Source organism: Oceanobacillus sp. CFH 90083, from assembly GCF_009389585.1.
Lineage (GTDB): Bacteria > Bacillota > Bacilli > Bacillales > Amphibacillaceae > Oceanobacillus.
Window position 1 is genome coordinate 458551 of the sequence record NZ_VIYG01000001.1, and the last position, 25022, is coordinate 483572.

Annotated in this window: 19 protein-coding genes and 1 tRNA gene; 4 read left to right on the plus strand and 16 right to left on the minus strand. The window is 38.7% G+C overall.

Annotated features, from left to right (window positions below):
- Positions 1 to 57 precede the first annotated feature (57 nt).
- The gene (locus FLK20_RS02210; RefSeq protein ID WP_152654922.1) at positions 58 to 624 is read right to left on the minus strand and encodes a YhcN/YlaJ family sporulation lipoprotein; all 567 of its coding nucleotides are present in this window, start codon (positions 622 to 624) and stop codon (positions 58 to 60) included.
- Positions 625 to 833: 209 nt separating this feature from the next.
- Here FLK20_RS02210 and FLK20_RS02215 point away from each other — a divergent pair, with 209 nt between their 5' ends.
- Positions 834 to 1073, plus strand: a complete 240-nt coding sequence (locus FLK20_RS02215; protein ID WP_152654996.1) for a YhdB family protein — start codon at positions 834 to 836, stop codon at positions 1071 to 1073.
- Positions 1074 to 1242: 169 nt separating this feature from the next.
- Here FLK20_RS02215 and FLK20_RS02220 read toward each other — a convergent pair whose 3' ends face one another.
- The 6 genes from FLK20_RS02220 to FLK20_RS02245 all read right to left on the minus strand — a co-directional run bounded on the left by FLK20_RS02220 (position 1243) and on the right by FLK20_RS02245 (position 9005).
- Positions 1243 to 2076, minus strand: a complete 834-nt coding sequence (locus FLK20_RS02220; RefSeq protein WP_152654923.1) for an anti-sigma factor domain-containing protein — start codon at positions 2074 to 2076, stop codon at positions 1243 to 1245.
- Positions 2073 to 2816 (minus strand): RNA polymerase sigma factor SigI, encoded by a 744-nt coding sequence (gene sigI / locus FLK20_RS02225; RefSeq protein ID WP_194165494.1) that lies wholly within the window; start codon positions 2814 to 2816, stop codon positions 2073 to 2075. The genes FLK20_RS02220 and sigI overlap by 4 nt, the downstream gene beginning before the upstream one ends.
- A gap of 481 nt (positions 2817 to 3297) precedes the next feature.
- Positions 3298 to 4023, minus strand: a complete 726-nt coding sequence (locus FLK20_RS02230) for a PRC-barrel domain-containing protein (RefSeq protein WP_152654924.1) — start codon at positions 4021 to 4023, stop codon at positions 3298 to 3300.
- A gap of 75 nt (positions 4024 to 4098) precedes the next feature.
- A complete protein-coding gene (locus FLK20_RS02235; RefSeq protein WP_370453147.1) occupies positions 4099 to 4917 on the minus strand; it encodes a S1 family peptidase in 819 nt (272 codons plus the stop codon).
- Between the two features lie 317 nt (positions 4918 to 5234).
- Positions 5235 to 7259: an ABC transporter ATP-binding protein gene (locus FLK20_RS02240; protein WP_152654925.1), complete on the minus strand. Its 2025-nt coding sequence runs from the start codon at positions 7257 to 7259 to the stop codon at positions 5235 to 5237.
- A gap of 12 nt (positions 7260 to 7271) precedes the next feature.
- Positions 7272 to 9005: an ABC transporter ATP-binding protein gene (locus FLK20_RS02245; protein ID WP_152654926.1), complete on the minus strand. Its 1734-nt coding sequence runs from the start codon at positions 9003 to 9005 to the stop codon at positions 7272 to 7274.
- Positions 9006 to 9429: 424 nt separating this feature from the next.
- Here FLK20_RS02245 and FLK20_RS02250 point away from each other — a divergent pair, with 424 nt between their 5' ends.
- Entirely contained in the window at positions 9430 to 9984 is a 555-nt protein-coding gene (locus tag FLK20_RS02250; protein WP_152654927.1) for a beta-class carbonic anhydrase, read from the plus strand.
- A 60-nt stretch (positions 9985 to 10044) separates the two neighbouring features.
- Here FLK20_RS02250 and FLK20_RS02255 read toward each other — a convergent pair whose 3' ends face one another.
- Positions 10045 to 11130, minus strand: coding sequence for an undecaprenyldiphospho-muramoylpentapeptide beta-N-acetylglucosaminyltransferase (locus FLK20_RS02255; protein WP_152654928.1), 1086 nt, complete (start codon positions 11128 to 11130; stop codon positions 10045 to 10047).
- Positions 11131 to 11235: 105 nt separating this feature from the next.
- Here FLK20_RS02255 and FLK20_RS02260 point away from each other — a divergent pair, with 105 nt between their 5' ends.
- Positions 11236 to 12603, plus strand: coding sequence for an MATE family efflux transporter (locus FLK20_RS02260; protein ID WP_152654929.1), 1368 nt, complete (start codon positions 11236 to 11238; stop codon positions 12601 to 12603).
- Positions 12604 to 12673: 70 nt separating this feature from the next.
- On the opposite strand, the gene FLK20_RS02265 is transcribed toward FLK20_RS02260, so the two are convergent.
- The 8 genes from FLK20_RS02265 to FLK20_RS02300 form a co-directional block, all read right to left on the minus strand.
- A complete protein-coding gene (locus FLK20_RS02265) occupies positions 12674 to 13861 on the minus strand; it encodes a NupC/NupG family nucleoside CNT transporter (RefSeq protein ID WP_152654930.1) in 1188 nt (395 codons plus the stop codon).
- A gap of 483 nt (positions 13862 to 14344) precedes the next feature.
- Entirely contained in the window at positions 14345 to 15601 is a 1257-nt protein-coding gene (odhB, locus tag FLK20_RS02270) for a 2-oxoglutarate dehydrogenase complex dihydrolipoyllysine-residue succinyltransferase (protein WP_152654931.1), read from the minus strand.
- Between the two features lies 1 nt (position 15602).
- Positions 15603 to 18482 (minus strand): 2-oxoglutarate dehydrogenase E1 component, encoded by a 2880-nt coding sequence (locus FLK20_RS02275; RefSeq protein ID WP_152654932.1) that lies wholly within the window; start codon positions 18480 to 18482, stop codon positions 15603 to 15605.
- Between the two features lie 592 nt (positions 18483 to 19074).
- Positions 19075 to 19548: a tRNA (cytidine(34)-2'-O)-methyltransferase gene (locus FLK20_RS02280; RefSeq protein ID WP_152654933.1), complete on the minus strand. Its 474-nt coding sequence runs from the start codon at positions 19546 to 19548 to the stop codon at positions 19075 to 19077.
- Positions 19549 to 19756: 208 nt separating this feature from the next.
- Positions 19757 to 20611 carry an amidase domain-containing protein gene (locus tag FLK20_RS02285; RefSeq protein WP_152654934.1) on the minus strand — a complete coding sequence of 285 codons (855 nt, stop codon included), beginning with the start codon at positions 20609 to 20611 and terminating at the stop codon, positions 19757 to 19759.
- Positions 20612 to 20695: 84 nt separating this feature from the next.
- Positions 20696 to 21832 carry a tRNA epoxyqueuosine(34) reductase QueG gene (gene queG, locus FLK20_RS02290; RefSeq protein ID WP_152654935.1) on the minus strand — a complete coding sequence of 379 codons (1137 nt, stop codon included), beginning with the start codon at positions 21830 to 21832 and terminating at the stop codon, positions 20696 to 20698.
- A gap of 66 nt (positions 21833 to 21898) precedes the next feature.
- Positions 21899 to 23596, minus strand: coding sequence for an ABC-ATPase domain-containing protein (locus FLK20_RS02295; protein ID WP_152654936.1), 1698 nt, complete (start codon positions 23594 to 23596; stop codon positions 21899 to 21901).
- 157 nt (positions 23597 to 23753) lie between these two features.
- Positions 23754 to 23827 (minus strand) — tRNA-Gly (locus FLK20_RS02300).
- Between the two features lie 251 nt (positions 23828 to 24078).
- On the opposite strand from FLK20_RS02300, the gene dat reads away from it, so the two are divergent.
- A complete protein-coding gene (gene dat / locus FLK20_RS02305; RefSeq protein ID WP_152654937.1) occupies positions 24079 to 24951 on the plus strand; it encodes a D-amino-acid transaminase in 873 nt (290 codons plus the stop codon).
- The last annotated feature ends 71 nt before the right edge of the window (positions 24952 to 25022 follow it).

The window sequence follows — 25022 nt, forward strand, 5'->3', positions numbered from 1 at the left end:
GATAACGAAGAAATTGGATTTTAATCAGATTAAATGATACACAATTCGTTAAATGTGTTATTTTGCATCTGGAAAAACACGGTCAATCATACTGCCAATTTGGTCAAAAAAGCCTTCAACCGGATGGCCATTGTCCATATCATTGACATATCTGTCAGCTAAGTCTAAAAAGTCCGGATTAGTGGTTACATAAACATTATCAATGGATGAATCGACAGAGCGTACGATATCGGCAATTTTGTCTTTCACCTCATCCGTAACCTCCATACTACTTTCATTCGCAGCATCATTATTATTGTCTATATCCAGGTTTGCCCCTACGTATGCATTATTTCTTGTTGTTAATACATAGGCATTATCAATTTCATCCATTTCATCTGTGATTTTTTCTGCTGCTTCTTTGGATACATTATAATCCGCATCTGCGTCACGGTCAGAAACTCTTTCAAACGTATTGTCACGCCCTTGATTTCTTGCATCATCACCAATGTCTTGACCCTGATAACGTGTCGGCTCTACATTTCCATCTGTGTTATTTGGATTTGTATCCTCATTATTCGTATTTTGACAAGCAACTAAAACCATCATCAGAACGGTTAAAACCGTAAATAAACGTAATTTCATTTTCATTCCTCCTTACCTGTTTGCTTTTTATTATGGTTAGGCAGAGAAGGATTTATGCATATGGAAAACGTTAATTTATGGAAATGAGACCATGAAAGTAAAGGAGATATTTAAAGCACACTGGAGAAGATATGTAAGGAGACCTTCTGAGAATGGGGTCATCTGCCCTTTATTTCCTACAGAGTTCCTTCTTAATAAAAGGAGTGAAAATGTTGATACCTGACTACGATAAAGCTTTATATTACACCATCTGGGGACAATGGGATAATTTATTCCTATTAATGTCACGGACAAATGATGATCTGCTCGCTAAAAAAATTGAGCACTTTCTCTACGCTTATCATCATTCCTCGAGCCAAAAACATGTCGATCAATCACATGATACACTGCTTTATTATTTAGAACACGCCCTTCAAATCAGCAGTCCATGGATGTACGAATTTGAATAATCTGATCAGGATTCAGGGAAGCAGATGTCACACCAAAACTGGATTGACATCTGCTTTTTGCTGCCGTACCCTGTACTCAGTTCAGCTTCAAGAGAGATAAGGTACTTTCTGGATTAAGCAATTTTTCATCATCTTGTTGCATCTGGAAGTAATCAGCATATTGAATTTATCAACCATTTGGAATATCACCCATATATTGACTATCTCCCGGATCCATTGGTATTTTTTCATGTTCTATAGAACGGTCAACATTAATATCAGACTCTCGTTTTCCGTAAAAAAATTCAATAATAGCATGATCATCAGAGTCTGTCATTTGAAAATTTACCTGTTCTATTTCAATATTGTGATTCACCAGTTCCAAAGCCAGCATTTCATTCATTGATTTATTTTTATCCTGAGCAAGCTCCCGAATCTCCTCTGGAATAATCAACGTTGCCACTTTCCAATCGGATAGTGATTCTATGTAGGGACTAATTTTCGAAATAAGTTCTCCCGGATTATCATTCTGGTCCTCATAGCTAATTCCTACAATCATTGTTTTATGCTCCGCAAAGCCCTGATCTTCACTATCATTAACAATATCTGTTAAAACTGAGCTAAAGGATTTATCCTGCATATTGCTAATTTTGTCTATCAGCTGACCCGCAGATTCATTTAACATATTGATATCAGTAACTATGAAGTCATCATTCAGCTCTAATTCAATACTGGGGTTGATATCAATTGCAACATAAGCATGTGTTTTATTATCATCGCTTTCCTGAAGCAGAGAAAAGAAAAAAATGCATAGAGCCAGGATAACAAAAGCGGATAGCCTTACAGTGATTGAAGACTTTTTCCAAAACCTCCTCCACATGGTTTGCTTTGATACTGGCTGAAAAACAACTTCTTCTCCCAGTTCTGCATGCTCTGTTAAAATGATACCTTTTTCAAAACTGCCGTCTTTTGTAAGTAAAACAGCATATTTGCGATGGATTTCCATCACAATTCCTTTTTTCATTCTTTCACATCCTTGAGATAATCCTTAAGGTAATCCTTAAGATAAGCATATTCACTGCTCAGCACAATAAAGATGGCTATAATAAACTTCCGGTTCCGCTCTAAAGTTTTTTTACTTACTCCCACTTTCATTAATAATTTTTTAATTGGCAGCTTCTTCTTGCGATAAACATACTCACTTAATTGACTGTCCTGATATAAAATATAAGCTACCTGCACTGCTGATTCTCTGGCATCTCTATGTTTAGGGGAAACATCTGTAAGCTCTTCCAGCGTAAGCCGGTACGTTTTTAATTTTTCTTTGAATAAAGCAATTTCTTCTCTTCTTTTATTATTCTCTATTTCAATTTGATACTTTTCTTTTGCTGCAGCAATCACAAGCGGATTTTCCATCTGCTCTTCTTCATATATTTCATCTAATGATAACAGGTGCGGCCGCTTTTGATGATAGCGAATATAATCAATCACTTTTCGCTTCACAACAAGCTTGGCAAAGGATAGAAATGAACTGCCCTTATCCCGCTCGTAGGAAAAGATAGCGTCATTAAATGCCATTAATCCGACACTAAATTCATCATCCTTTTTAGGATCAATATACCGTTTACAAACCTCCGAAACACACTTGGCAATAAATGGCTTGTACGTTTGAAGAAGTTCATTTTGTAATACAATATTACCTTCTTGAATTTCTTCAATTTTCTCTTCAATAGGGGTATCTGCTAATTGCCTAGTCATCATCATTTGCTAATTCCCCCCAGCATTATATTATTCGAAGATCTATTTATTTTTTCGGGTTTACATTCTATGTTTAGACAATATTTCTTTTTATTTATTATTTTCATATCAAACAATCTCCATTTTTTTGCCTTTAATTTAACTAAATTGATCAAATCAGATTCTTTTTTCAGAGCAATAAAAATCTATTTTATTGGTTATTTTTATACACATTCTTTTAACCTGTATACATAATACTACCCTATATCCAGTGTGGTTACTATCACAAATGAATAACATTTCATTTAAATTAATATGACGAAAATCAATATTTTTGTAAAATAAAGCTGAACAATGGTGAATTTTATTACAAAGTGGTTCATTCAGGACTAGTATGCTTTGACCACCTTCTTCCAGCGGGACTTTATATACTTTGAAGTTAAAAGGCATTACGCCCCTACCTATAACTAGGTAAAGACGTAATGCCAGATCGTGCTTGTTATACTCTTTATTTGAATGAATGACTTACATAACGAAATACTTCTTCTTTGTTCTTAAACGGTGTTACCTGTGCCAATCCTTGAACAGAATCATTTAAATACAGATCTTTTTCAAACCAGTCTACTGATGTAACTTGATCTGTCCGGTATAAATATAAATTCTTTTCTACATAGCTTTCATTGCTATTTACTACGAGATATGTTATTTTTCCTTCCTTCGTTAAAATAACATTATCTATAATACCAATTTTACCGTCTTTAGCATGTGCTCTAAACATCATAAGCTCCTCCATACTTCTCAAATTATCATTGGGAGTGTCAGGAGCAGCTAAATCAGGTTCCGGCGGTACATTTATATTTTTCAGTTCTCCATTTCCAGTGGTTACCGGACCGTGATCAGAATCTAATACTGCATTTTCCTTATAACTATTCCAGCCAAAATAATCTAATACCGTTCCCTGATAGGAAGAGACTAACCGTGTATCTTCTGGAACCGTTGGACTGTCACGAATCGTTTCCTTGTCCTGATCCACTTTCACATAGCCTGCTTTCAGATTAATTTCCTTTTGAACCTGGAAAGGTAAAAGCACCTTTTTACTTGGAAGCCATTTTCTTGTATCTACAATAATAAATCGTACGATCCAATCATCATTGAAGTACAAGTCCTTTATTTTTCCTATTGCTCCATCTGCAGCATACATTTCTAATTTAGTTAATGTTGAGCTCAGATACATAAAAAACACCTCCATCAAGGTTGCGCTACTTTTTTATTTAGTACCCTTTTTACCAGAGATTAAAACAAGCCCCGATTATTTATCTGTAAAATAATTAATCGGTACATAAAGACCGACTCGCCCATGTTCATCATGATTCCATGTTGCGAAAATAACCCCGATCACGTCACCCTTTTCATCGATGACCGGACTGCCGCTATTTCCCCGATATACGGGCGCTCTGATCATCATCACCTCTTTTTCCCAGCTGGCAAGCTGCAGAGGACCTAATACAGTACCTTCATTTGCAATACCATTGAAAAATAGCGGGTTGCCGATAAAACGGATATAATCACCATACGCTGCACCCGCATGCTCATCCAGCTTGAGAAACGGAAGGTCCTCCCCTTCAACTTCCACAACTGCCAAATCAATCTCCGGGAATTCTTCCACAACCTCTCCCTGTAACAAGCCATCTTCCGGAAAAGCAACGGTTACTGTTGGATCACCTTCAATGACATGATAATTTGTTAAAATTCTTCCCTCATCAGAGATGGCAAAACCTGTTCCTCTGCCATCATTTGTTTCAATAACGACAACAGCTTCCTTGTATGCTGCAACTTGTTCATCCTGAGACAGGCGGCTGGATGCCTGCAGAAAATCTATAGCAGGAACTGAAATCACTCTCGGAAATAAGGAAAGAACGTAAAAGGTCATAGCGATGGCAATCAGGACTGCTATTCCCTTGGAAAATCGCCGCTTTGGCTTCCGCTCCTTTTTTTCGATACGGGCTCTTTCCCATGCATCTGCTTTTGCTTGCATGATTAGTTCATGCATTTCTTCATCATCAATTTCTTCTATCAAATCTTCATCCATATGACTTTTGGTTTCATGATAGCCGTCACGGTCCTTCAAGGATCCTCCCTCCTTTCTTTTCCAGGGAATGTTCAAAAATGAAATAGCATTATTTGATAAATCCTTTACCTTCATCTTATTTTAACAAATATAGAGAGAAGCAGCTTTTTTTCTGTTTAAAGAAAACTTGGCAAGCCAAGTCTGAAACGCAGGATTGCCTTAATTGGGACTGCGGTTACTTGTTCCATCGAAGAGTTTTTCGGTTACACTCGTCCCAAAACCATTGCACTTATACTTTATTCTGTAAATTATCTATACTTTCTTAAAGTGCTAAAGCCCGTATACTCTTAATTTTAGGAGTATACGGGCTCTCGTTCTTAGACACTGACCTTCAAGGAACCCTGCTGCATTTGATACATCTGATAATAAGAGCCGCGCTCTCTAATCAGCGTATCATGATTCCCCTGCTCGATAATCGTTCCTTTATCCAGAACAATAATCTGATCTGCCTGCTGGATCGTTGATAACCGATGAGCGATAACAAGCGTTGTTCTTCCCTGCTTCAACACCTCCAGCGCCTGCTGGATCATCAGTTCTGTTTCTGTATCAATATTCGCTGTTGCTTCATCTAAAATAAGAATAGATGGATCAAAAGCAAGTGCCCGTGCAAAGGAAATTAATTGCCTTTCTCCCAATGAATAAGTAGCTCCATTTTCCGTCACTTCTTCATCATAAGTCTTTGGAAGCTTTTCGATAAACCGGTCGGCCCCAACTGCTTTTAACGCAGCAATTGCTGTTGCTCTCGATATTTTGTCATCCTGCATCGTCACATTGCTCAAGATTGTACCAGAAAATAAAAACGGATCCTGAAGAACAATTCCCATATGACTGCGCACCTGCTGTCTGGATAAGGAAGATGTATCCATCCCATCTATCGTAATTCTGCCCTTTTGCGGATCATAAAAACGAAACAGCAAATTCATAATCGAGCTTTTACCTGAACCGGTGTGTCCTACAAAAGCCACGGTTTGACCAGCATCGACTTGAAACGAAATATCCTTTAACACATAATCTTCTTTTTGATAAGCAAAATAAACATGGTCGAAGGAAATCGTTCCCCTGTATTTATCAATTTCACTGTTATCCGTTTCTTCAGCAGGCTGATCCAGCAGTTCAAACACACGGCTGCCAGCAACTCTCGCCTGTTCAATTAATGGCAGCTGATTCACAATATCAGTCACCGGCTCAAATAAACGGTTAATATAATCGACAAAAGCATATAGGACACCAATTGAAATAACACTTGCCATATTAAATGAAGAAGATCCAAAATACCAGATAAAACCGACAAATGTCATATTACGAAACACTGTCACTAAATTATAAGAAGTTAACGCACTTAAACGAATTAATTTCTTTTGAAATGTATAATTACGATTATTTAACACTTCAAAATCCTCTTTCATTGCCTTTTCCCGATTGAAAGCTTGAATAATCGGCATACCTTGTATAGCTTCATTAATGTTTCCATTAATTTGGCTGATCGTTTTTCGAATCACTCGATTGTACTTACTGCCAAAATACTTATAAAGCCGCATCCAGCCATATAATAATGGAATAACAAATAAGCAAAGCACCGCAAGCTGAACATCTAAAATAAATAAGGCAACAAAGATTCCGGCCATATAAATCAGACTGGTCACCACAATAGATAAGACACGTTCATATAGATCCCGAATTGCTTCGGTATCATTTGTAATTCTTGCAACAATCGAACCGGCAGGCTGATCAATATAATAATTAATCGGCAGCCGCTCTGTATGCGCAAATAAATCCGTCCGCATCTGCTTCACGATCTGATTTGCAGATTTTTGTAATAAAAATGTCTGATAAAACTGGAAAACACCAGCGATAATTAATAACACCATATATAATATCAATAAGCCTATAATCGGCGCTTTCTCCGGCTCAAAAAACGGATATGCTTCCTGAACAGATAATCGTTCCCCTTGAGTCCGGACAACCTCATCATTTGAGACAATCGTCAGCTCGCCATCATTCATCTCACGCTGACCTGTGAGCGGCAGCTCTCCTTCAAAAATATAATAGGAAATACCAATTTGCAGTAAAGTGTACGTATCCCCTGTAAGAATATCTCCATTTCCGATACGGTCTGTACGTTTTAAAACTTGCTCATGATAAGGAGCTGTTGTGTCATCAGCTGTTTCTACAGCCTCCCAATATCCTTCCACACCGAGAATATGATCGTCAATCACTCGTTTAGCAATCAAAGGACCTGCCAGCTCTAAAGCAACAGCTATCATTAAACAAATAAGACCAATAATGATTCCTTTTTTATATTTTAAGGCGTATAGAAATAAACGCCTCTCTGTACTCTTCATCCTTGCACCTCCTTAGTCTTCCATTTGCTGCTGGATGTATTGCGTATAGTACCATCCTTTTTCCTTCATCAATTGCTCATGGGTCCCTTCTTCCACAATTCTTCCATCTTCCAGAACAATGATCTGATCTGCATGCGTTACAGCAGACAAGCGATGGGCAGCTATAAATGTGGTTTTATTTTTTCGTTCTTCTTTTAAATGAGCAATAATTGCTGCCTCCGTTTTGCCATCCACTGCCGATAAGGAATCATCTAAAATCAGGACTTCCGGATCTTTAATAAAAGCACGAGCCAAAGCTACACGCTGCTTTTGCCCTCCAGATAAGGTAATTCCGCTTTCGCCAACCTGTGTGTCTAATCCCTCAGGCAGCTGTAAAATATCACTTGCGAAATAGGCAAGCTCAAGCGCCCTGAAAATTTCTTTATCTGTGGCAGCTTCTTTTCCGAATTGAATATTTTCACGAATTGATTTTGAAAACATCATTTGATCCTGAGGAACATATCCGATCCACTCGCGAACCTGCTTGAGTGGAAGACTTTCTATTTCCTCTCTCGATACGAATATATTCCCCTGTACATCTGGATACTGTCTCAGCAATAATTTAAATAAAGTTGTTTTTCCAGCACCTGTTTTCCCAACCACACCAATTGTCTCTCCAACTTGAACATGAAGGGAAACACCTTTTAAAGCCTTTTCTGCTGCATTTGGATATTGGAAGGATACATCTTTAAAGCTTAATCCACTGACATTTGCGACATGCTTGGGCTCCATAACATCCCGTACATCCGGCTTATATGATAATGTTTTATTTACCCGGTCCAGGGATGCATTTCCCCGCTGCAGGATATTAATTAGCTCACCAACTGCAAACATCGGCCAAATCAGCATCCCTAAGTAGACGTTAAACGCAACTAAATCACCCAGAGTCAACCTGTTTTCGAAAACAAGCATCGCTCCGTAACCAATTCCAATCGTATAAGATAGCCCGACCAAAATCTTCATGGTCGGTTCAAATAAAGCATCAATTTTAGCAACTTCTATATTTTTGTCATACACATCCCTTGTCATATTTTCAAACCGCTCTTTCTCATGCTCTTCCTGGACAAAAGCACGGACAGCCCGAACACCGCGAATGGATTCCAAAACGCTATTATTCATTTCTCCAAAAGCATCCTGTGCTTTGGTAAACCGCCGGTGAATCGCACTGCCGTAAAAATTCATAATAACAGCCATGATTGGCAGTGGTAACAAAGCTGCAAAGGTTAAAGGCCAGCTGATGGTTAATCCCATTACTGCAATAATCATCAGCATAAATATACTGGAATCAACCAATGTCAGCACACCGAAGCCCGCTGTCAGACTGATTGCTTTTAAATCATTTGTCGCCCTTGCCATTAAATCTCCTGTCCGATATTTTCCATAAAACGTCGGTGACATGGACAGAAAATGCTTCATCAGCTTACTTCTCATCCAGCGTTCTAAAATAACAGCCCCGCCAAAAAGCGTGTAATCCCATAAGAATGAAATAACATAATGCACAATTAATAAAACAATGTACCCTGCAATAACCGCTGTCAGAATTTGTGCAGTCAAAGTCTCAAATTGGATATGATCAATAATATATCCTACTAATTTAGGAGGTATTAGTCCAATTGCACTTGCAATAATTAACACAATAATCGCAAACGTATACCGTTTCCAATAATGTACAAAAAACCAGCTTAATTTCTTAAAAACCGCAAACATGCTTTCACCTTCTTTCTTTTATGACGCTCTATTTTCCATTGAATCCATTTACATCCCATTTTCTGTTTAAAAAGCATCAAAAAAACGCATACCATCTATCGGCATACGCTTATCATAATCCTGTTTATCCCTTATTAGCCAGCCACATGGAAAACTGCGGCCGCATTGACACACTCTTCCCCAAAAGTCTAAGAGAGAGCACAACTGTTAATTGGAGGCCACAAAGTCATATTCAGTTTTGTTTGGTTTGATTGATTCATTTCGTTGATTTGATGCTGTTGTTTCATCATTTTGTGTTTTCCTCCTTTTTTAATTTATTCGAAAATTGAATGCCTTATCATTATATATTCTTCCAATTAGCAAGTCAATGGTTTTTTTATTTTATCATTCATGCTATTATTTTTAGTTAAGGGAGATGAAAGCTATGAATTTAAATCAACTTTTAGACTTCAATGAAAAATTTGTCAATAACAAAGACTACGAAGCCTACACAACGGACAAGTTCCCAAATAAACGTATGGTTATTTTCACTTGCATGGACACGCGATTAGTAGAATTGCTTCCAAGAGCATTGAATATTCGTAATGGCGATGTGAAAATGGTGAAGAACGCCGGAGCAATTATCCGAAAACCATTTGATAGTATTATGAAAAGCTTGTTAGTAGCAATTTATAGTTTGAAAGCCGAAGAAGTTGTTGTGATTGGACACCACGGCTGCGGAATGTCAAATGTAGATACGGAGGCTTTACAGCAATCCATGCTTGACCGCGGTATACCGGAAGAGACATTAGCTACACTGGAGCATTCTGGTATAAATCTGCATAAAGAGTTCCATGGCTTCGAAAAAATCGAGGATTCCGTAACGCAGAGTGTTGAAATTATTCGTAATCACCCGCTGCTTCCGAAAGAAATAAAGGTTCATGGTCTTGTTATTGACCCGGAAACCGGAAAATTAGACGTCGTTACCCGGGAAGATTAAAAGAAAGGTCACCAGCTCAAAATGCTGGCGACCTTTCTTTTATTTAACATGACGATATTGCTATTTTCTTTGAACAGATTCAATTATTTCAATTACTTTATTTCTTGACTCTTCACTCTTATATTTTTTCATTTCGTCTAACATTACCGGAGCAGCACCTTTTAATGCAATAGCTTCTGTTGTGAGTTTTTCTGCTGTTAATGTTTCTTCTTCAAGGACTTTAGCATAATTTTTTTCCTTAAAGGATTTTGCATTTATAATCTGGTCTCCCCTGCTCGCTCCACGGGAAAGCGGGATTAACAGCATCGGCTTTTGTAAAGCCAAAAATTCAAATATAGCATTGGAACCGGCGCGGGATACAACAAAATCTGTTGCTGCGAAAATATCTTTTAATTCATCATGCACATATTCAAATTGTGCATATCCTGGTATACGGAGAGAGGAATCTACCTTTCCACTGCCGCAAATATGAATGATTTCAAACGTTTTAAGTAATTCATCTAATGCTTCACGGATAGTAGCATTAATTTTTTCAGATCCGCCGCTTCCGCCCATAATTAATAGAACAGGCTTTTCTCCCGGAAGCTGTGCAAATTCTAACCCTGCTTTTTTGTCTCCTGTAAATAACTCCTCGCGAATAACTGCTCCAACATAAGCAGCCTTTTTTTCCGGAAGATATTTCATTGTCTCTGGAAATGTTGCCAGCACTTTCTTTGTAAATGGAATGGAAAGCTTGTTAGCAAGCCCCGGTGTGAAATCCGATTCATGAATAACAGCTGGAATACCTCTTAATTTTGCCGCTGCAACAACTGGTACAGATACAAAACCGCCTTTTGAAAAAACAACAGCTGGCTTCTTTCTTCTTCCTAAAATACGAAAAGCCTGCATCGTTCCTTTTAAAACTTTAAACGGATCTTTAAAGTTTTCCTTGGACATGTACCGGCGCAGCTTTCCGGTAGATATCGGGTGATAGGTTACCCCATCCATCTTTTCAATCAAATTCCGTTCAATTCCTTCATATGATCCGATATAATCGACTTCATAGCCCTGCTCCTGATAATATGGTATAAGTGCTAAATTAACAATGACATGACCCGCAGTCCCGCCGCCAGTAAATATTATACGTTTTTTACTTCTTTTTTCCATGGAATCAATTCATCCTTTCCCAGATTATTATATCAGCGTATAATGGGCAATGCACCTATTAATTTAACGAAAAAAACGAATTACATAAAGTTAGGAAAGATAGCAATGTATGAAACAACCAATCGAAGACAAAAAATAAAGCTGTTTATGATCATTATGCTGCCAATCCTTGTGACACAGGTCAGTATGAATCTGATGAATTTTTTTGATACGGTCATGTCTGGACAAGCCAGCGCAGTTGATTTAGCAGGGGTGGCAATTGGCTCCAGCCTCTGGATACCTGTTTTGACAGCTATAAATGGTATTGTTCTGGCCATAACACCAATCATCGCCCAACTAATCGGTGCCAAGGAGAAGCATGATATTCCGCAAGTTATTCAGCAGGGTATTTACCTTTCTATTGGTTTATCGTGTGTGATTCTCATGATCGGCTTTTTTATCTTAGAACCCGTTTTACAGCTGATGCGTCTGGAGCCAAATGTGCACCATATAGCAAAATATTATTTGGTCTCTCTTGCAACAGGCATTATACCATTATTTATCTTCCATACTGTCCGAAGCTTTATGGATGGACTCGGACAGACAAGGGCCTCTATGGTTATTATCTTAATTTCTCTGCCAATAAATGCCCTTCTAAACTATATCTTTATTTTCGGAAAACTGGGAATACCAGCTTTTGGCGGAATTGGAGCCGGAATCGCAACAAGCATTACTTATTGGATAGTCAGTATCATTTCTTTATATATGATTCACAAAATTGCTCCATTCAGGGCTTTTCAAGTTTTCAAAGTGTTTTTTAAACCGCAGATTCCCTATTGGGTCAGCCAATTAAAAATCGGCCTGCCAATTGGCCTTGCTATGTTTTTTGAAACAAGTATTTTTTCTGTCGTTACCATCATGATGAGCGTCTATGATACAAATACCATTGCCGCTCACCAGGCAGCTATGAATTTTGCAGGATTATTATATATGCTGCCATTAAGTGTCGGAATGGCCCTTACGATTGCTGTTGGATTTGAAATTGGCGCTAAACGTTTTAACGATGCCCGTTCCTATACCTACCTCGGAATCACTGGCGGGGTTATCATTGCTGTCTTTATTGGTATTATTTTATTTGTATTTGATGATACGGTTGCCCGGCTATATCATAATAATTCAGAAGTCATTGCTTTAACGAAGCACTTTATTCTTTTTGCCATTTTTTATCAGCTTGCAGATGCAATTGGAGCACCAATCCAAGGTGCCTTAAGAGGATATAAAGATGTCAATGTAACGCTTATTCTCGCATTAATTTCTTATTGGCTTATCGGTCTGCCGGTTGGATTTTTATTCGCAAATTATACCAGCTTTGAGGCTTTTGGCTACTGGATTGGAATTATTGTCGGTTTAAGCGCAGGGGCTGTTGCACTTCTTCTCCGATTATTCTTTATACAGCATAAATTTAGACGGGATTCTCAAACAAAACAAAATTGAAAATGACTTTACAGATATAGCAAAAGCCGCATGAACCCTTTTTAAAGATTCATGCGGCTTTTAAGCTATTCTATAAGAATAGACCAACAATCGTGGCAGAAAGAATAGATACTAAAATCGATCCCGCCAGCAGCTTCATTCCAAATTTAGAAACAATAATAGCCTTCGCACTATCAATTCCTTTTACTGTTCCTGCAATGATACCGATAGAGGAGAAGTTAGCAAAGCTGGTGAGGAATACTGTAACAATACCAACTGTTTTTTCGGACAGCTCCCCTAATAATGGTTCTAATTGCAGCATGGCAACAAATTCATTTGTAACAATCTTCGTACCCATGATGCTTCCAGCCTGCAATACTTCGCCTGGCGCAATCCCCATAAGAATGCCGATAGGGTAAAAAACATAGCCAAGAATTTCTTCCAGTGTAATCCCTGCAAATACTGCTTGAATAACCCAGTTAACAAGCTCTAACGAGGCGATAAAAGCAATTAACATAGTTGCAACAATCAGCGCAATCTTTCCGCCTTCCAACGCCCCATTTCCCATTGCTTCAAAAATACTTTTATCGTTGCTGACATCTTTTATATCCACCTTATCTTCCTCTTTGGGAACATTTACCGGTGCAATTATAGATGCAATCATTAATCCACTGAACATATTTAATGGAAGAGCAACTAAAATATATTCCGCCGGCAGCATAAGAATATACGATCCGACAATTGATGCAGAAACAGAACTCATTGCAGATGCACAGATAATATAAAGACGGTTTTCTGTTAAATGATGAAATTGCGAACGAATCGCAATCAGAGCCTCAGACTGACCAAAGAAAATACTGTTTACACCATTAAAGGATTCAATTCTTGGCAGCCCGGTAATTTTTGAAATAGCCGCTCCAATATATTTAATAATTAACGGAAGAATTTTTAAGTATGTTAGAACAGAAAGCAAGGTTGAGAAAAAGATAATTAACAAGAGCACGTTAAAGAAGAACACACCGCTCTCTTCTAATTGAAAACCTCCCAGTACAAAGCCAATACCTTCTTGTCCAAATTCAATTAATTTATTAAATACATTTGAAACCCACGTAATAATTTTTGTGCCGATGGTTGTTGAAAACATAAACCAAGTAATCAGCAGCTGTAAAACCAGCATAACACCAATGCCTTTAAAATTGATTCTCTTTTTATCATTTGACATTAAAAATGCTAAACCAAATGTAATGATAATTGCTAAAATACCTAAGAGAATGTCCAAGCTATTTCCTCCTTTTTATAAAAGTGCTTTATCCCTTCCTGAATAACCATACGTAAATCTCCACTTCATGAAGCTCCGTTTTATGTACACAAGTATTTTCAGAAAATAAATATATGACAAATAACGATTAAACACAACATTCATTTTCTTTCTTATACAAGATGCTCGTACAAATACTATAATATTCGTTACGGAAAAAAATTTCAATCCTCTCAGAAAGAATTAATTATTAAAATAATTCCCAATGTGGTAAATAAAATGAATGCTATGTTAAAATGAAGTACTTTTTATTATGCATCCTTCGTAACGATTTATTCCATATTATTTACTTACCTGATCCAAATCGAAAAAATTCCGATATTTACACATTTACAGAAGTTCCTCCAAAGAAAAAAAGCCTTGACACTTAGGAGCTCTCTTTGAAAGTCCGTTTATCTCCAGCTTTCAGAAGAATTTCCTAAGTGTCAAGACTCTCTATATCTCTTAACCTTCCAGCAATAAATCGTATGGATCTTCAAGCATCTGTTTAATTCTAACTAAGAACTGAACTGCCTCTTTTCCATCAACAATACGATGGTCATATGATAATGCAAGATACATCATTGGACGTACTTCAATGGAATCATCCGGCATAGCAATTGGACGTTTCACAATATTATGCATTCCTAAAATTCCGACCTGTGGCGCATTTAAAATTGGTGTAGACATCATAGAACCAAATGTACCGCCATTGGTAATCGTGAAGGAGCCGCCTTGCAAGTCTTTCAAGGATAATTTATTATCACGTGCTTTCTTACCCAAATCAACGATATCCTGTTCAATACCTGCAAAGTCCTTACGATCTGCATCACGGACTACTGGAACAACAAGTCCTTCATCTGTGGAGACAGCAATACCAATATCATAGAATTTTTTAATAACTAATTCATTACCTTGAATTTCTGCGTTAAGAAGCGGAAACTCTTTTAATGCACCAACAACTGCTTTGGCAAAGAAAGACATAAAACCTAGCTTCACACCATTTTTTTCTAAGAACTTATCTTTCCGCTGCTTACGAAGCTCCATCACAGCAGTCATATCTACTTCATTAAATGTTGTTAACATTGCAGTATTATGCTGCACTTCAACAAGATTTTTAGCAATCGTCTGACGGCGACGGGTCATTTTAACACGTTCTACCGGCTTATCGAACTCTGTTTTCTCTGATTTTGCCGCTTCTTGTTTCGCCGGTTTCGAGGGTGCAGCCTCTTGTTTTGGCGCATTATTATGTGCTTCCACATCATCTGGACGGACTCTACCCAGCGGATCGCGAGTCGGCACTTCACTTAAGTCAATACCCAGCTCACGGGCACGTTTTCTTGCTGCCGGAGAAGCAATCACATCACCATTTTGCTCAGGTACAGCACTTTGCTTGCTTTCCTGAGAAGGGTCTTTCTTTGGCTCTTCTTTAGGAGCTTCCTCTTTTTTCTCCGTACTGGAAGATACTGAAGATACTCCGGCTTCACCATTTTCATCTAATTTGCCGATGGTATCGCCTACGGAAACATCTTCTCCTTCCGTACTGATAATTTCAGTGATAACACCTGTAAATTCCGAGTTTACTTCCACATTAACTTTATCCGTTTCTAATTCTACAATAGCATCGCCTTTTTCTACTTTATCGCCTTCTTTAACAAGCCATTCTGCTATTGTTCCTTCCGTGATCGATTCCGCTAATTCAGGTATTTTAATTTCTTGCACTTCATTTTCCTCCTTCAAATTCACTCAATGCTTGGTCAATAATATATTTATGTGCTGTTTTATGCACAGTAGGAATACCTCCAGCTGGTGCTGCACGCTTTGGCCTGCTAATAACATGTAATTCTTGAGTCTCTTCCAGAAGCTCTCTTAAAAAATCATCTACAAAATCCCATGATCCCATATTTTTTGGTTCTTCCTGTACCCACACAATTTCTTTTAAGTTAGGCAGCTTTTTGATTTCTTCTTGAATCGCTTTTTTAGGGAATGGATAGATTTGCTCGACACGTAGAGCGCGAATCCAATCACAAGTTTCTTCTGCTTCTTCCATTTCTCCTTCAATATCAAGCATAATTTTTCCGCTTCCTAATAAAAGGCGGGTTGCTTTTTCAAGATTAGTATTAAAGTATGGCTGCTCCCGTAACGTTTTAAATCCGCCATTTGTAAACTCTTCAGCGCTGGAAGCCATCTTGTAATCTCTGATTAAACTGCTTTTCGGTGTCATCAAAATTAATGGCCTAGCTTCCGGACGGGAACGCATTGCCGCCTGACGACGAAGCAGATGGAATAACTGTGCAGAAGAAGTAACATTAGCTACAATCCAGTTATTTTCTGCAGCCATCTGTAAGAAACGCTCTAAACGCGCACTTGAATGCTCTGGCCCTTGTCCTTCGTAGCCATGAGGAAGGAGTAACACCATATTTGATTTCTCATTCCATTTCGCTCTTGCAGAAGAGATAAATTGATCAAAAATGACCTGACCAGCATTCGCAAAATCACCAAATTGCGCTTCCCAAATGACAAGGGTGCTTGGAGAATAAACACTATAGCCATATTCAAAGCCTAAAACAGCAGCTTCTGACAGTGGGCTGTTTCGAACATCAAAGGATGCTTTGACATCAGATAACCCATGCATCGGACTATATTTTTGACCTGTTTCCACATCATGCAGGACAATATGACGGTGCGCAAATGTTCCACGTTCTGTATCCTGACCTGTTAAACGGATTGGTGTACCATCTTTTAATATCGATGCAAAAGCTAATGCTTCCCCGGTACCCCAATCTGCCTTATTTCCTTCCTCCAATGCATCTTTTCTGCGTTTTAAAATTCTTTCTGTTTTCTTAAAGCCTTTAAACCCTTCTGGACGCTCCAGCAGCTCTTCATTCAGCTTCTTTAAAGTCTCTAAATCTACCGCTGTTTCAAATTGATCTAATCTATTAGACAGCACTTCAGGCATTGATTTTGGCTGAGGCTCACCAATTTCACTTTCTGTCATTCCTTTATAAATATCAGAAAGTCTTGTTTCAATCTCATTTTTAATGCTGTCAAATTCACCGGGCTCCAACAGATTTCTTTCCTCCATGGCACGAGCGAATATTGTTGCAACAGATGGATGGTTATCAATTTCACTGTACAGCTGAGGCTGTGTCGTTCTTGGCTCATCCATTTCATTATGTCCATAGCGGCGGTAACCTACTAAGTCGATTAAAAAGTCTTTATGAAACTTTTTCCGATATTCACAAGCAATTTTAACAGCAGAAATACAAGAAATCGGATCGTCTGCACTCACACGGATAACAGGAATCTCAAACCCTTTTGCCAAGTCACTGGCATAACGGGTTGAACGTCCGTCTACACGATCTGTTGTATAGCCAAGCTGGTTATTTGCGATAAGGTGTACTGTCCCACCTGTTGTATATCCAGGCAAACCGCTTAGATTAAGTGTTTCAGCAACAACACCCTCTCCAATAAAAGCTGCATCTCCATGAATAATCAGTGGCATTGCTTTGTTAATATCTCTTTCAGGATAACCGCTTACATCACGTTCATCCTGTGCTGCCCTGGCAAATCCTTCTACAACAGGATTTACAAATTCAAGATGTGACGGATTATGTGCAAGTGTTATTTTTGTATTGACTTTCTTTCCATGTATTACCTCTTTTTCCGCTCCAAAATGATATTTCACATCTCCGGTCCAGCCATAGTTAATTGCTTTTGAACCTTCTGACGGCATCAATTCCTTATCTCTTGTATAATTAAACTCGGAAAAAATCTTATCATATGGCTTTTTCAATACATTTGCAAGTACAGCTAAACGCCCTCGATGCGCCATCCCCATCATCACATGCTCAATGCTATCTTCATTTGCGTATTTTACGAGATGGTCAATCATAGGAATCATCGATTCTAGACCCTCAATAGAAAAGCGCTTTTGACCGACAAATGTTTTATGAAGGAATTTCTCAAAGCCTTCTACTTCGGATAAGCGTTTCAGAATATCCTTTCTATCTTCCTGATCAGGGTCAAACCTCGCATTCCCTTCTTCAATTAAATCAAACAGCCAGGTGCGTTCCTCATCATTGTTTACGTGATCATACTCAAACGTGATCGTACCTGTATAGTATTTCTTCAATAAGTTGATAACATCCAACCCTGTTTTAACATCTTCTTTTTCACGTTCCCAGATCCATGATGCCGGAATTTTTTTCAAATCCTCTTCTGTTAAATCATAATGCTTTAAATCCAGCATTCGTGACGGAGCACTTTTATACCCGCCAACGGAATAAATATCCGCATCTGTGTGACCGTAACGCCGAATAGCCTCAACAAGTTTGATTGCTGAGGTTAATTTAGTAACATCAAAATTTTCTGATACACCAACATTAGAAGTTGTTTGTTCAGCTTGTTTACTGATAGGCATAATTACTTCTGCCCCTGTCATCCAGGCAGGTGCTCCATGTGTATCAAATAATGATTTTATAGAAGATTCCACTTGCTCCGGATCTTCTCTGTACAATTCATACTGTTGCTCCAAATACCCCGCATTTGGTCCGTGAAACTGCCCCCAAAATTTTTCTGCAGACTCTTCATTTCCTGGCACGACTGATACCCCCATTAGAATTACTAATCCGTTCATGAAAACGGTTCAAATTTTTAACAATCATATTAATTTCTTTACACCAACTAATATACATGATTTTCAAGCTGGTTACAAGGAATCGGAACGGATTCTTTGGGAGAATTCGACATTTTTTTTCAATCCAAAAAAATGTATCCCGCAACATCATTTTTCTGACTTTTCAGACAAAAATAAAGTGAATTTTTTGATACATTTCTAGATATATAAATGGATTTAATATAAGAATAGTTCACATCATGTCCTTTTTCCGTTATAATAAAGACAAATTACAATTTGAATTCTGGAGAAAAGCACTTGTCTTACAGTGTGTCAGCTTACATGCATGAAGCTCCATGCCAGATGAGCACAATTTACTACTACATAGAAGGAGGAATCAGTTCATGAATTTAGCATTAATTATGGGTGTTGTTGTTACATTTCTCGTTGCTATCTTTGCATCCGGCTACGAATCAAAGCCAGGAGTTCCAAAAGAAGATCAACGCACTTAACCCTTACGATATACATCAGCAAAGGAGCTGTTGCACAATTTTGTGCAACAGCTCCTTCTTTTTTATTAATGTAAATCAGGAAATCCCTGCTGTCTTAACGCTTCATAAATAATAATAGAAGCTGTATTCGACAGGTTCAATGAGCGAACCTGATCATTCATATGAACCCGCAGGCATTTATCTGCTTTTCCCTCCAGCAATTCACGGGGAATCCCTGTTGATTCTTTTCCAAATACAAAAAATTGATCTATATCCACAGATGAAAAATCAAAATCCGTGTAATATTTTGTTCCAAAGTTCTCTATATAGTAAAAGCTTCCTTCTGGATAGGTTTTATACAAATCTTCTATGGAATCATATTCTTTTACATCGACATGCTCCCAATAATCCAGACCGGCACGGCGGACCATTTTACTATCCGTTGAAAAACCAAGCGGACGGATTAAATGTAAGGTTGTTCCAGTCGCTAAACAAGTTCTGCCGATATTTCCTGTATTAGCCGGGATTTCTGGTTCAAATAATACAACATGCAAACTCACCATTCATTCTCCTTCAATTGCAAATTCTAAAAGACTAGTTCTTTGATTTCTATATAAATTTCAATGATATATTTAAAGCTGCCGTTCCAATGGATTTCTTGGGAGCGGGGAACCGCATTCCCAAGAACATCGCGTACTTAACCTTTATTTCCTTAGTCAATGGAGGTGAAAAATAACCCCACTGCATGAAGGTCCACTTTATTATACACTAACTTATCTCAATGCGAAAAAACTTATATTGTATCTCCGGAGTCCAGGCAGCAGAGTCCTCATAAGACCAATAGCGATTTCGGCTATTATTCGTATGTGCATTGACAAGCGGCATGTTATCAGCATCTTTTGCCACCACAATAGTTGTATGATTCCACACACCATCCCCGTCAAAATCATAGCAAATCACATCGCCAGGATTCAATTCCTCCGGCTGTTCAACTTCTACTCCTCTTATACCTCGTTCAGAGCCGCTTAAATACCACCTGAAAGAATGCGCAACCGACCAGCTGAAGCTCCATGAATCCTTTCCATACCACCAGCCTCTCTCCCGGACTGGTTCTCCCCACATCGGACCGCCTCCTGCCCGTAAGCATTGGGAAATATAGTTCGTGCAGTCATCTTCAAAACGCAGATATTCTGGATTGTAGCTGTTCCACCAGCGTTCTGCATATTTCACTGCCTCCAGACGGTTATACTCGATTTCACGATTGCTTTTCTTATTGCTGCCTTTCTTTAATACAGGGAGCTGATTGCCGAAGCTTTCCACTGGCGGCTTTTCGATATATTGATGTCTGTCTTCTTCATCCCATTTTTTCACAAACTGACAAGGGATAATCTGCTCCTCTGTATAAAAAAAATCACCCTGCTTGATTAGATATACCAAATGCACTGCATACCGCGTACTTCTCATTCCTTCATAGGATTGCTTGCTTAAAACAACCCCTCTCCCCTTTATCTTTACAATTTGCGCTTTTCGTTTCTTACAAAGTGCCTTCTTTTTCTGCCACCAATCTTGACTCTCTCTGTTTTCCAGAAAAAAATGCTGCCAATATGCAGCGAAATCACCCATAAAAATCGCCTCCTCGTTCAAAGCTTATGCATCGAGGAGACGAAATAGGTCATTGAAACTGTGTAAGCCTTGCGATGACTTCTTTTACCTTGCCATTATCATAGACAGTGCATTTTCCATTTCATATTGTACTTGCTCATCATCTTCATTTCCAAGCGCTTTAGAGAGCGCTTGTTGCGCCGTATCTGTCCCTATTTTCCCTAACGACCATGCTGCAGTGCCGCGAATAACCGGTCGGGGGTCATTGTTCATCACAGTAATTAAATCCGCTTCAGCAGCAGTTTCTTTATAATGGCCCAACGCTAAAATAACATTACGCTGAATTGGTTTTTTTCCTCTCCAGGAGCCTGACATATACCCAAACTTTTCCTTAAACTGGCGATTTGACAAATGGAGCATCGGTTTCAGCCTTGGTTTAACCAATTCCGGCTCCGGCTCTAATTCCTTATGAAAATGTGAGTCCTTATCCCGGTTCCAAGGGCAAACCTGCTGACAGGTATCGCATCCGTATAATCGATTTCCTATCTTATTGCGAAATTCCTCCGGCAGAAAATCTTTTGTTTGTGTTAAAAATGCGATACAGCGCTGTGCATTCAGCTGACCGCCCTGAACAATGGCGCCAGTAGGACAGGCATCCAGACAAATGGTACAATCTCCGCAGCCGTCCTCTACCTGCGAATCAGGAACAAACGGAATATTCGTCAGCATTTCTCCCAAATAAACAAATGAACCATATTCCTTTGTAATAATGGAGGTATTTTTCCCGCTAAAACCGATACCTGCACGTTCAGCAACAGCCCGGTCACTTAATTCTCCTGTATCCACCATAGACTTGATAATCGCACCAGGAACTTTTTCTTTTATATACTCTCCCAGCTTATCCAGTCGTTCCCGTAAAGCAACATGATAGTCAATTCCCCATGAAGCACGGGCAAAAATACCGCGTCTATCCCCTTTTGTCCCTCTTGGTGCTTTCTCCATTCGTGACGGATAGGCGACGGCAATGGAAATAATAGACTGTGCTTCCGGGAGCAGCCTTTGAGGCTCCGTCCTTTCCTCAATGCTCCCTTTTTCAAAGCCAGATTGATATTTCAGTTCTTGCTGACGTCGTAAGCGTTCCTTCATTTCTGTAAAAATATCCGCTGTAGTAAAACCAATTTTATCAATCCCAATAGTTCTTGCGTATGCTTGAATATCCTTTTTCAGCTCGTCCACTCTCACCATACCGCCCCCTTTCTATTATTTCTAATCTCAGTCAACCCTTTTTAAATACCATGGTTACAGTATTTACCTCATCAGAAATTTTCCTGTACGCATCCGGTTTAATACAGCTGCAATTTCATGCTTTCTCGGTCTTGCCAGATCTCCTGGGTGTTTTCCATTGCTGCCATTCAGCTTTTCCAGCCCTTGATCCATTTTATCATCTATATGCTCCAGCAGTGCTTCAAAAGAAGAAAAATTCTTTTTTTCATTATAGTAAAGATACTGAATGATCTCCGCAATCATTCTCGTTTGAGATGGATCCACCAGCTGTTCTGTATAAGCAAAAGAGATCGGCTCTTTTCCCAATAAAATTTGAAATTGACCTTTTGCCTGGATTTTGAATTTCCTGTCTGTCTGTTTAGGGAATGCAGCAGATAATAGCTGCCGTTTTGTTAACTCCGTGAAATTTGCCGGTTCTACATTACTATTTGCAATGGGATCTTCTTTTATAATTTCCTTTGCTCTTGATGTTACATTTTTTGGAATGTATTCCTCCATAAGAATTACTGTATCTGCAGCGGCAAAATAATCTCCAGAACCGCCCGTTACTAAAATAACAGATTTATTTGCTTCGTCAACCAGCTGCCTGATTCGATGTATAAATGGTGTAATCGGCTCATTTTCAGGATCGATCAGCTTTTGCATCCGGCTGTCACGAATCATAAAATTTGTTGCACTTGTGTCCTCATCAATAAGCAGCGTTTTCGCTCCAATTTCCAATGCTTCCATCACATTAGCAGCCTGCGAAGTACTTCCGCTTGCATTACTTGTTGAAAAAGAAGTCGTATCTTTTCCATGAGGAAGATGAGAGATAAAAGGAGAGATATTTACAGAGGAGATTTCTCTCCCATCCTCTGCCCGAATTTTAACAGCACTCGGATCTGTACAGATAAATTCACGGCCATCCCCTTTACAATGGGGATAAACGCCTCTTTCTATAGCTTGAAGAAGGGTGCTTTTTCCATGATAACCTCCACCGGTGATTAATGTAACTCCCTGCTTCACAGCCATTCCTTTTACTGTTTTGCCATGAGGAAGCTGTAGCTCCACTTCATCTTCCGGCGGACTTATAAAGGCTGCTGCCCCTTTAGCCGGCAAGTCACTCACACCGCTTTTTCTCGGTAAAATGGAGCCATTAGCAATAAAACTCACCCACTTATTTTCTTTCATTGCTTGCCATATAGCCTCCTGTTGATCTGCTAATTGTACCGACTGCTGAATATCACTATCTAAAATTTTAAACGCTGAATTCTCCAAGAATTCAGGAATAGCCTGGTTAAATAACTTTATTGCCTCTTTTCCATTAATGGAGCGCCCATTAGCAGGTAAGCCGACGGATAAACAAATCGTTATCTCCTTCTCTGAAATACCTACAGCTGTCCGCTCTAATATTTCCTGCCCCGGTCCGTCAAAAGCAATCATGCCGCTTTTGCCAGAGCCTTTAATAGAAATTTTATTTTGATTCAATGCTTTTCCGATCACTCTCGCAAAAGCATCTTCTGCCGCAATCCTGCGGGCTGTCGTCTCCAGCCACTCCACCGCTATATGGCGCTGCTTTCCGGGAATCACGAGCCTTATTTTGGAAGGGCCGGCAAATGGATCTCCCTGCACATAATCAATATGGAGTGTATAACGTGGATATGTGTAGCTTCCAGTAATTTGTTTATATGCTTTGTAACTTTTGCGATCGATTTGTAATAAACTGTTTTTAAGACGGTTCATAATAATAGCCTCCATTCCGATTTGATTCCTTTATGGTAAGGGTACGATGCTTTTAGAGAAATCGACAAATATTTTATGAAACTGCTGCTTAAATGTACAAAATAAAAACGCAACACTTCGTAGACTATGTACGAAACACTGCGTTATCACATATGTATGGAGCGGGTGAAGGGAATCGAACCCTCGTCATCAGCTTGGAAGGCTGAGGTTTTACCATTAAACTACACCCGCATGCTTTAAATTCGTTTTTCAACGACAAAATTTATTATAGCAACGTATTCGATAAAAATCAACAATAAATTTAATTTTTTTCATGAAAAATCAATTGAAAATTAATATTTGGAAATAATAGACTTCAGGAATAATCAGAAATCCCGGCGCATACACTTCTAAAATGCTTGATGTTTATCTTATTATCTATTTACAATCGTCTGGTCGCGTAATAAACTATTATTATGCTTCACGGAGAGGAGAATTTTAAAATGTCAGTATATTCAACTATTCTTACTCAATCAGAATTTGTTGATAAGGATAGTCTCAGCTACCCATTTGAGGAAAGAGGATTACAATTTGGCGATGGAATTTATGAGGTGATTCGCATTTATAAAGGAGAATACTACCTCCTGACAGAGCATGTGGATCGTCTGTACCGTTCTGCCGAAGCCATTAAAATTAAGATTCCATATCATAAAGAAAAGATGACGGATTTATTACATCAATTAATCGAAAAAAATAATATGAAAAATGACGGAAAGGTGTATATGCAAATCACCCGTGGTTCCGCTCCACGAGATCATATCTTTCCACATGAAGTAACACCTAATATTTATGCATACCTTCAGGATTTACCTAGAAATGAAAAAATATTGGAAAATGGGGTTAAAACCATTTCTCAGCGTGATGTCCGATGGGAAAACTGTTATATCAAAAGCTTAAACCTGCTGCCAAATGTTCTGGCTAAGCAGACTGCAAAAGAAAATAATTGCTATGAAGCTATCCTGCATCGTGATGGTGTTGTAACAGAATGCAGCTCTTCTAATATCTACTTAGTGAAAGATGGAAAAGTTTATACGCATCCAGCTACTAATAATATCTTGCATGGATGTGTGCGGATGGCAGTGGAACGTTTCTTAAAAGCAGAAAACATTCCGCTAATTGAAGAAGCTTTTCATATTGAAGATGTTCAGCACGCTGATGAAATGTTTTTATCCAGCAGTACATCTGAAGTATTGCCGGTCATCCAGCTTGATAATGTTGTCGTTGGCAATGGAGAGCCCGGAAAGATTACTCGTACCCTGCAAAGCGCATATGAACAGGATGCTAAAATTACCGATACATTAATTAAAAACTTGTAATGAGAAACAGTCGCCTAAAATAAGAGGCGGCTGTTTTTATATACATTATACACAGCTAAATATTATTGATT

Coding starts and splice junctions, on each gene's coding strand:
- dat (WP_152654937.1), top strand. CDS start 24,079: ATGTCAGTATATTCAACTATTCTTACTCAATCAGAATTTGTTGATAAG.
- FLK20_RS02295 (WP_152654936.1), bottom strand. CDS start 23,596: ATGAACCGTCTTAAAAACAGTTTATTACAAATCGATCGCAAAAGTTAC.
- FLK20_RS02250 (WP_152654927.1), top strand. CDS start 9,430: ATGAATTTAAATCAACTTTTAGACTTCAATGAAAAATTTGTCAATAAC.
- FLK20_RS02210 (WP_152654922.1), bottom strand. CDS start 624: ATGAAATTACGTTTATTTACGGTTTTAACCGTTCTGATGATGGTTTTA.
- FLK20_RS02230 (WP_152654924.1), bottom strand. CDS start 4,023: ATGTATCTGAGCTCAACATTAACTAAATTAGAAATGTATGCTGCAGAT.
- sigI (WP_194165494.1), bottom strand. CDS start 2,816: ATGATGATGACTAGGCAATTAGCAGATACCCCTATTGAAGAGAAAATT.
- FLK20_RS02260 (WP_152654929.1), top strand. CDS start 11,236: ATGTATGAAACAACCAATCGAAGACAAAAAATAAAGCTGTTTATGATC.
- FLK20_RS02215 (WP_152654996.1), top strand. CDS start 834: ATGTTGATACCTGACTACGATAAAGCTTTATATTACACCATCTGGGGA.
- FLK20_RS02255 (WP_152654928.1), bottom strand. CDS start 11,130: ATGGAAAAAAGAAGTAAAAAACGTATAATATTTACTGGCGGCGGGACT.
- FLK20_RS02220 (WP_152654923.1), bottom strand. CDS start 2,076: ATGAAAAAAGGAATTGTGATGGAAATCCATCGCAAATATGCTGTTTTA.
- FLK20_RS02240 (WP_152654925.1), bottom strand. CDS start 7,259: ATGAAGAGTACAGAGAGGCGTTTATTTCTATACGCCTTAAAATATAAA.
- FLK20_RS02285 (WP_152654934.1), bottom strand. CDS start 20,611: ATGGGTGATTTCGCTGCATATTGGCAGCATTTTTTTCTGGAAAACAGA.
- FLK20_RS02245 (WP_152654926.1), bottom strand. CDS start 9,005: ATGTTTGCGGTTTTTAAGAAATTAAGCTGGTTTTTTGTACATTATTGG.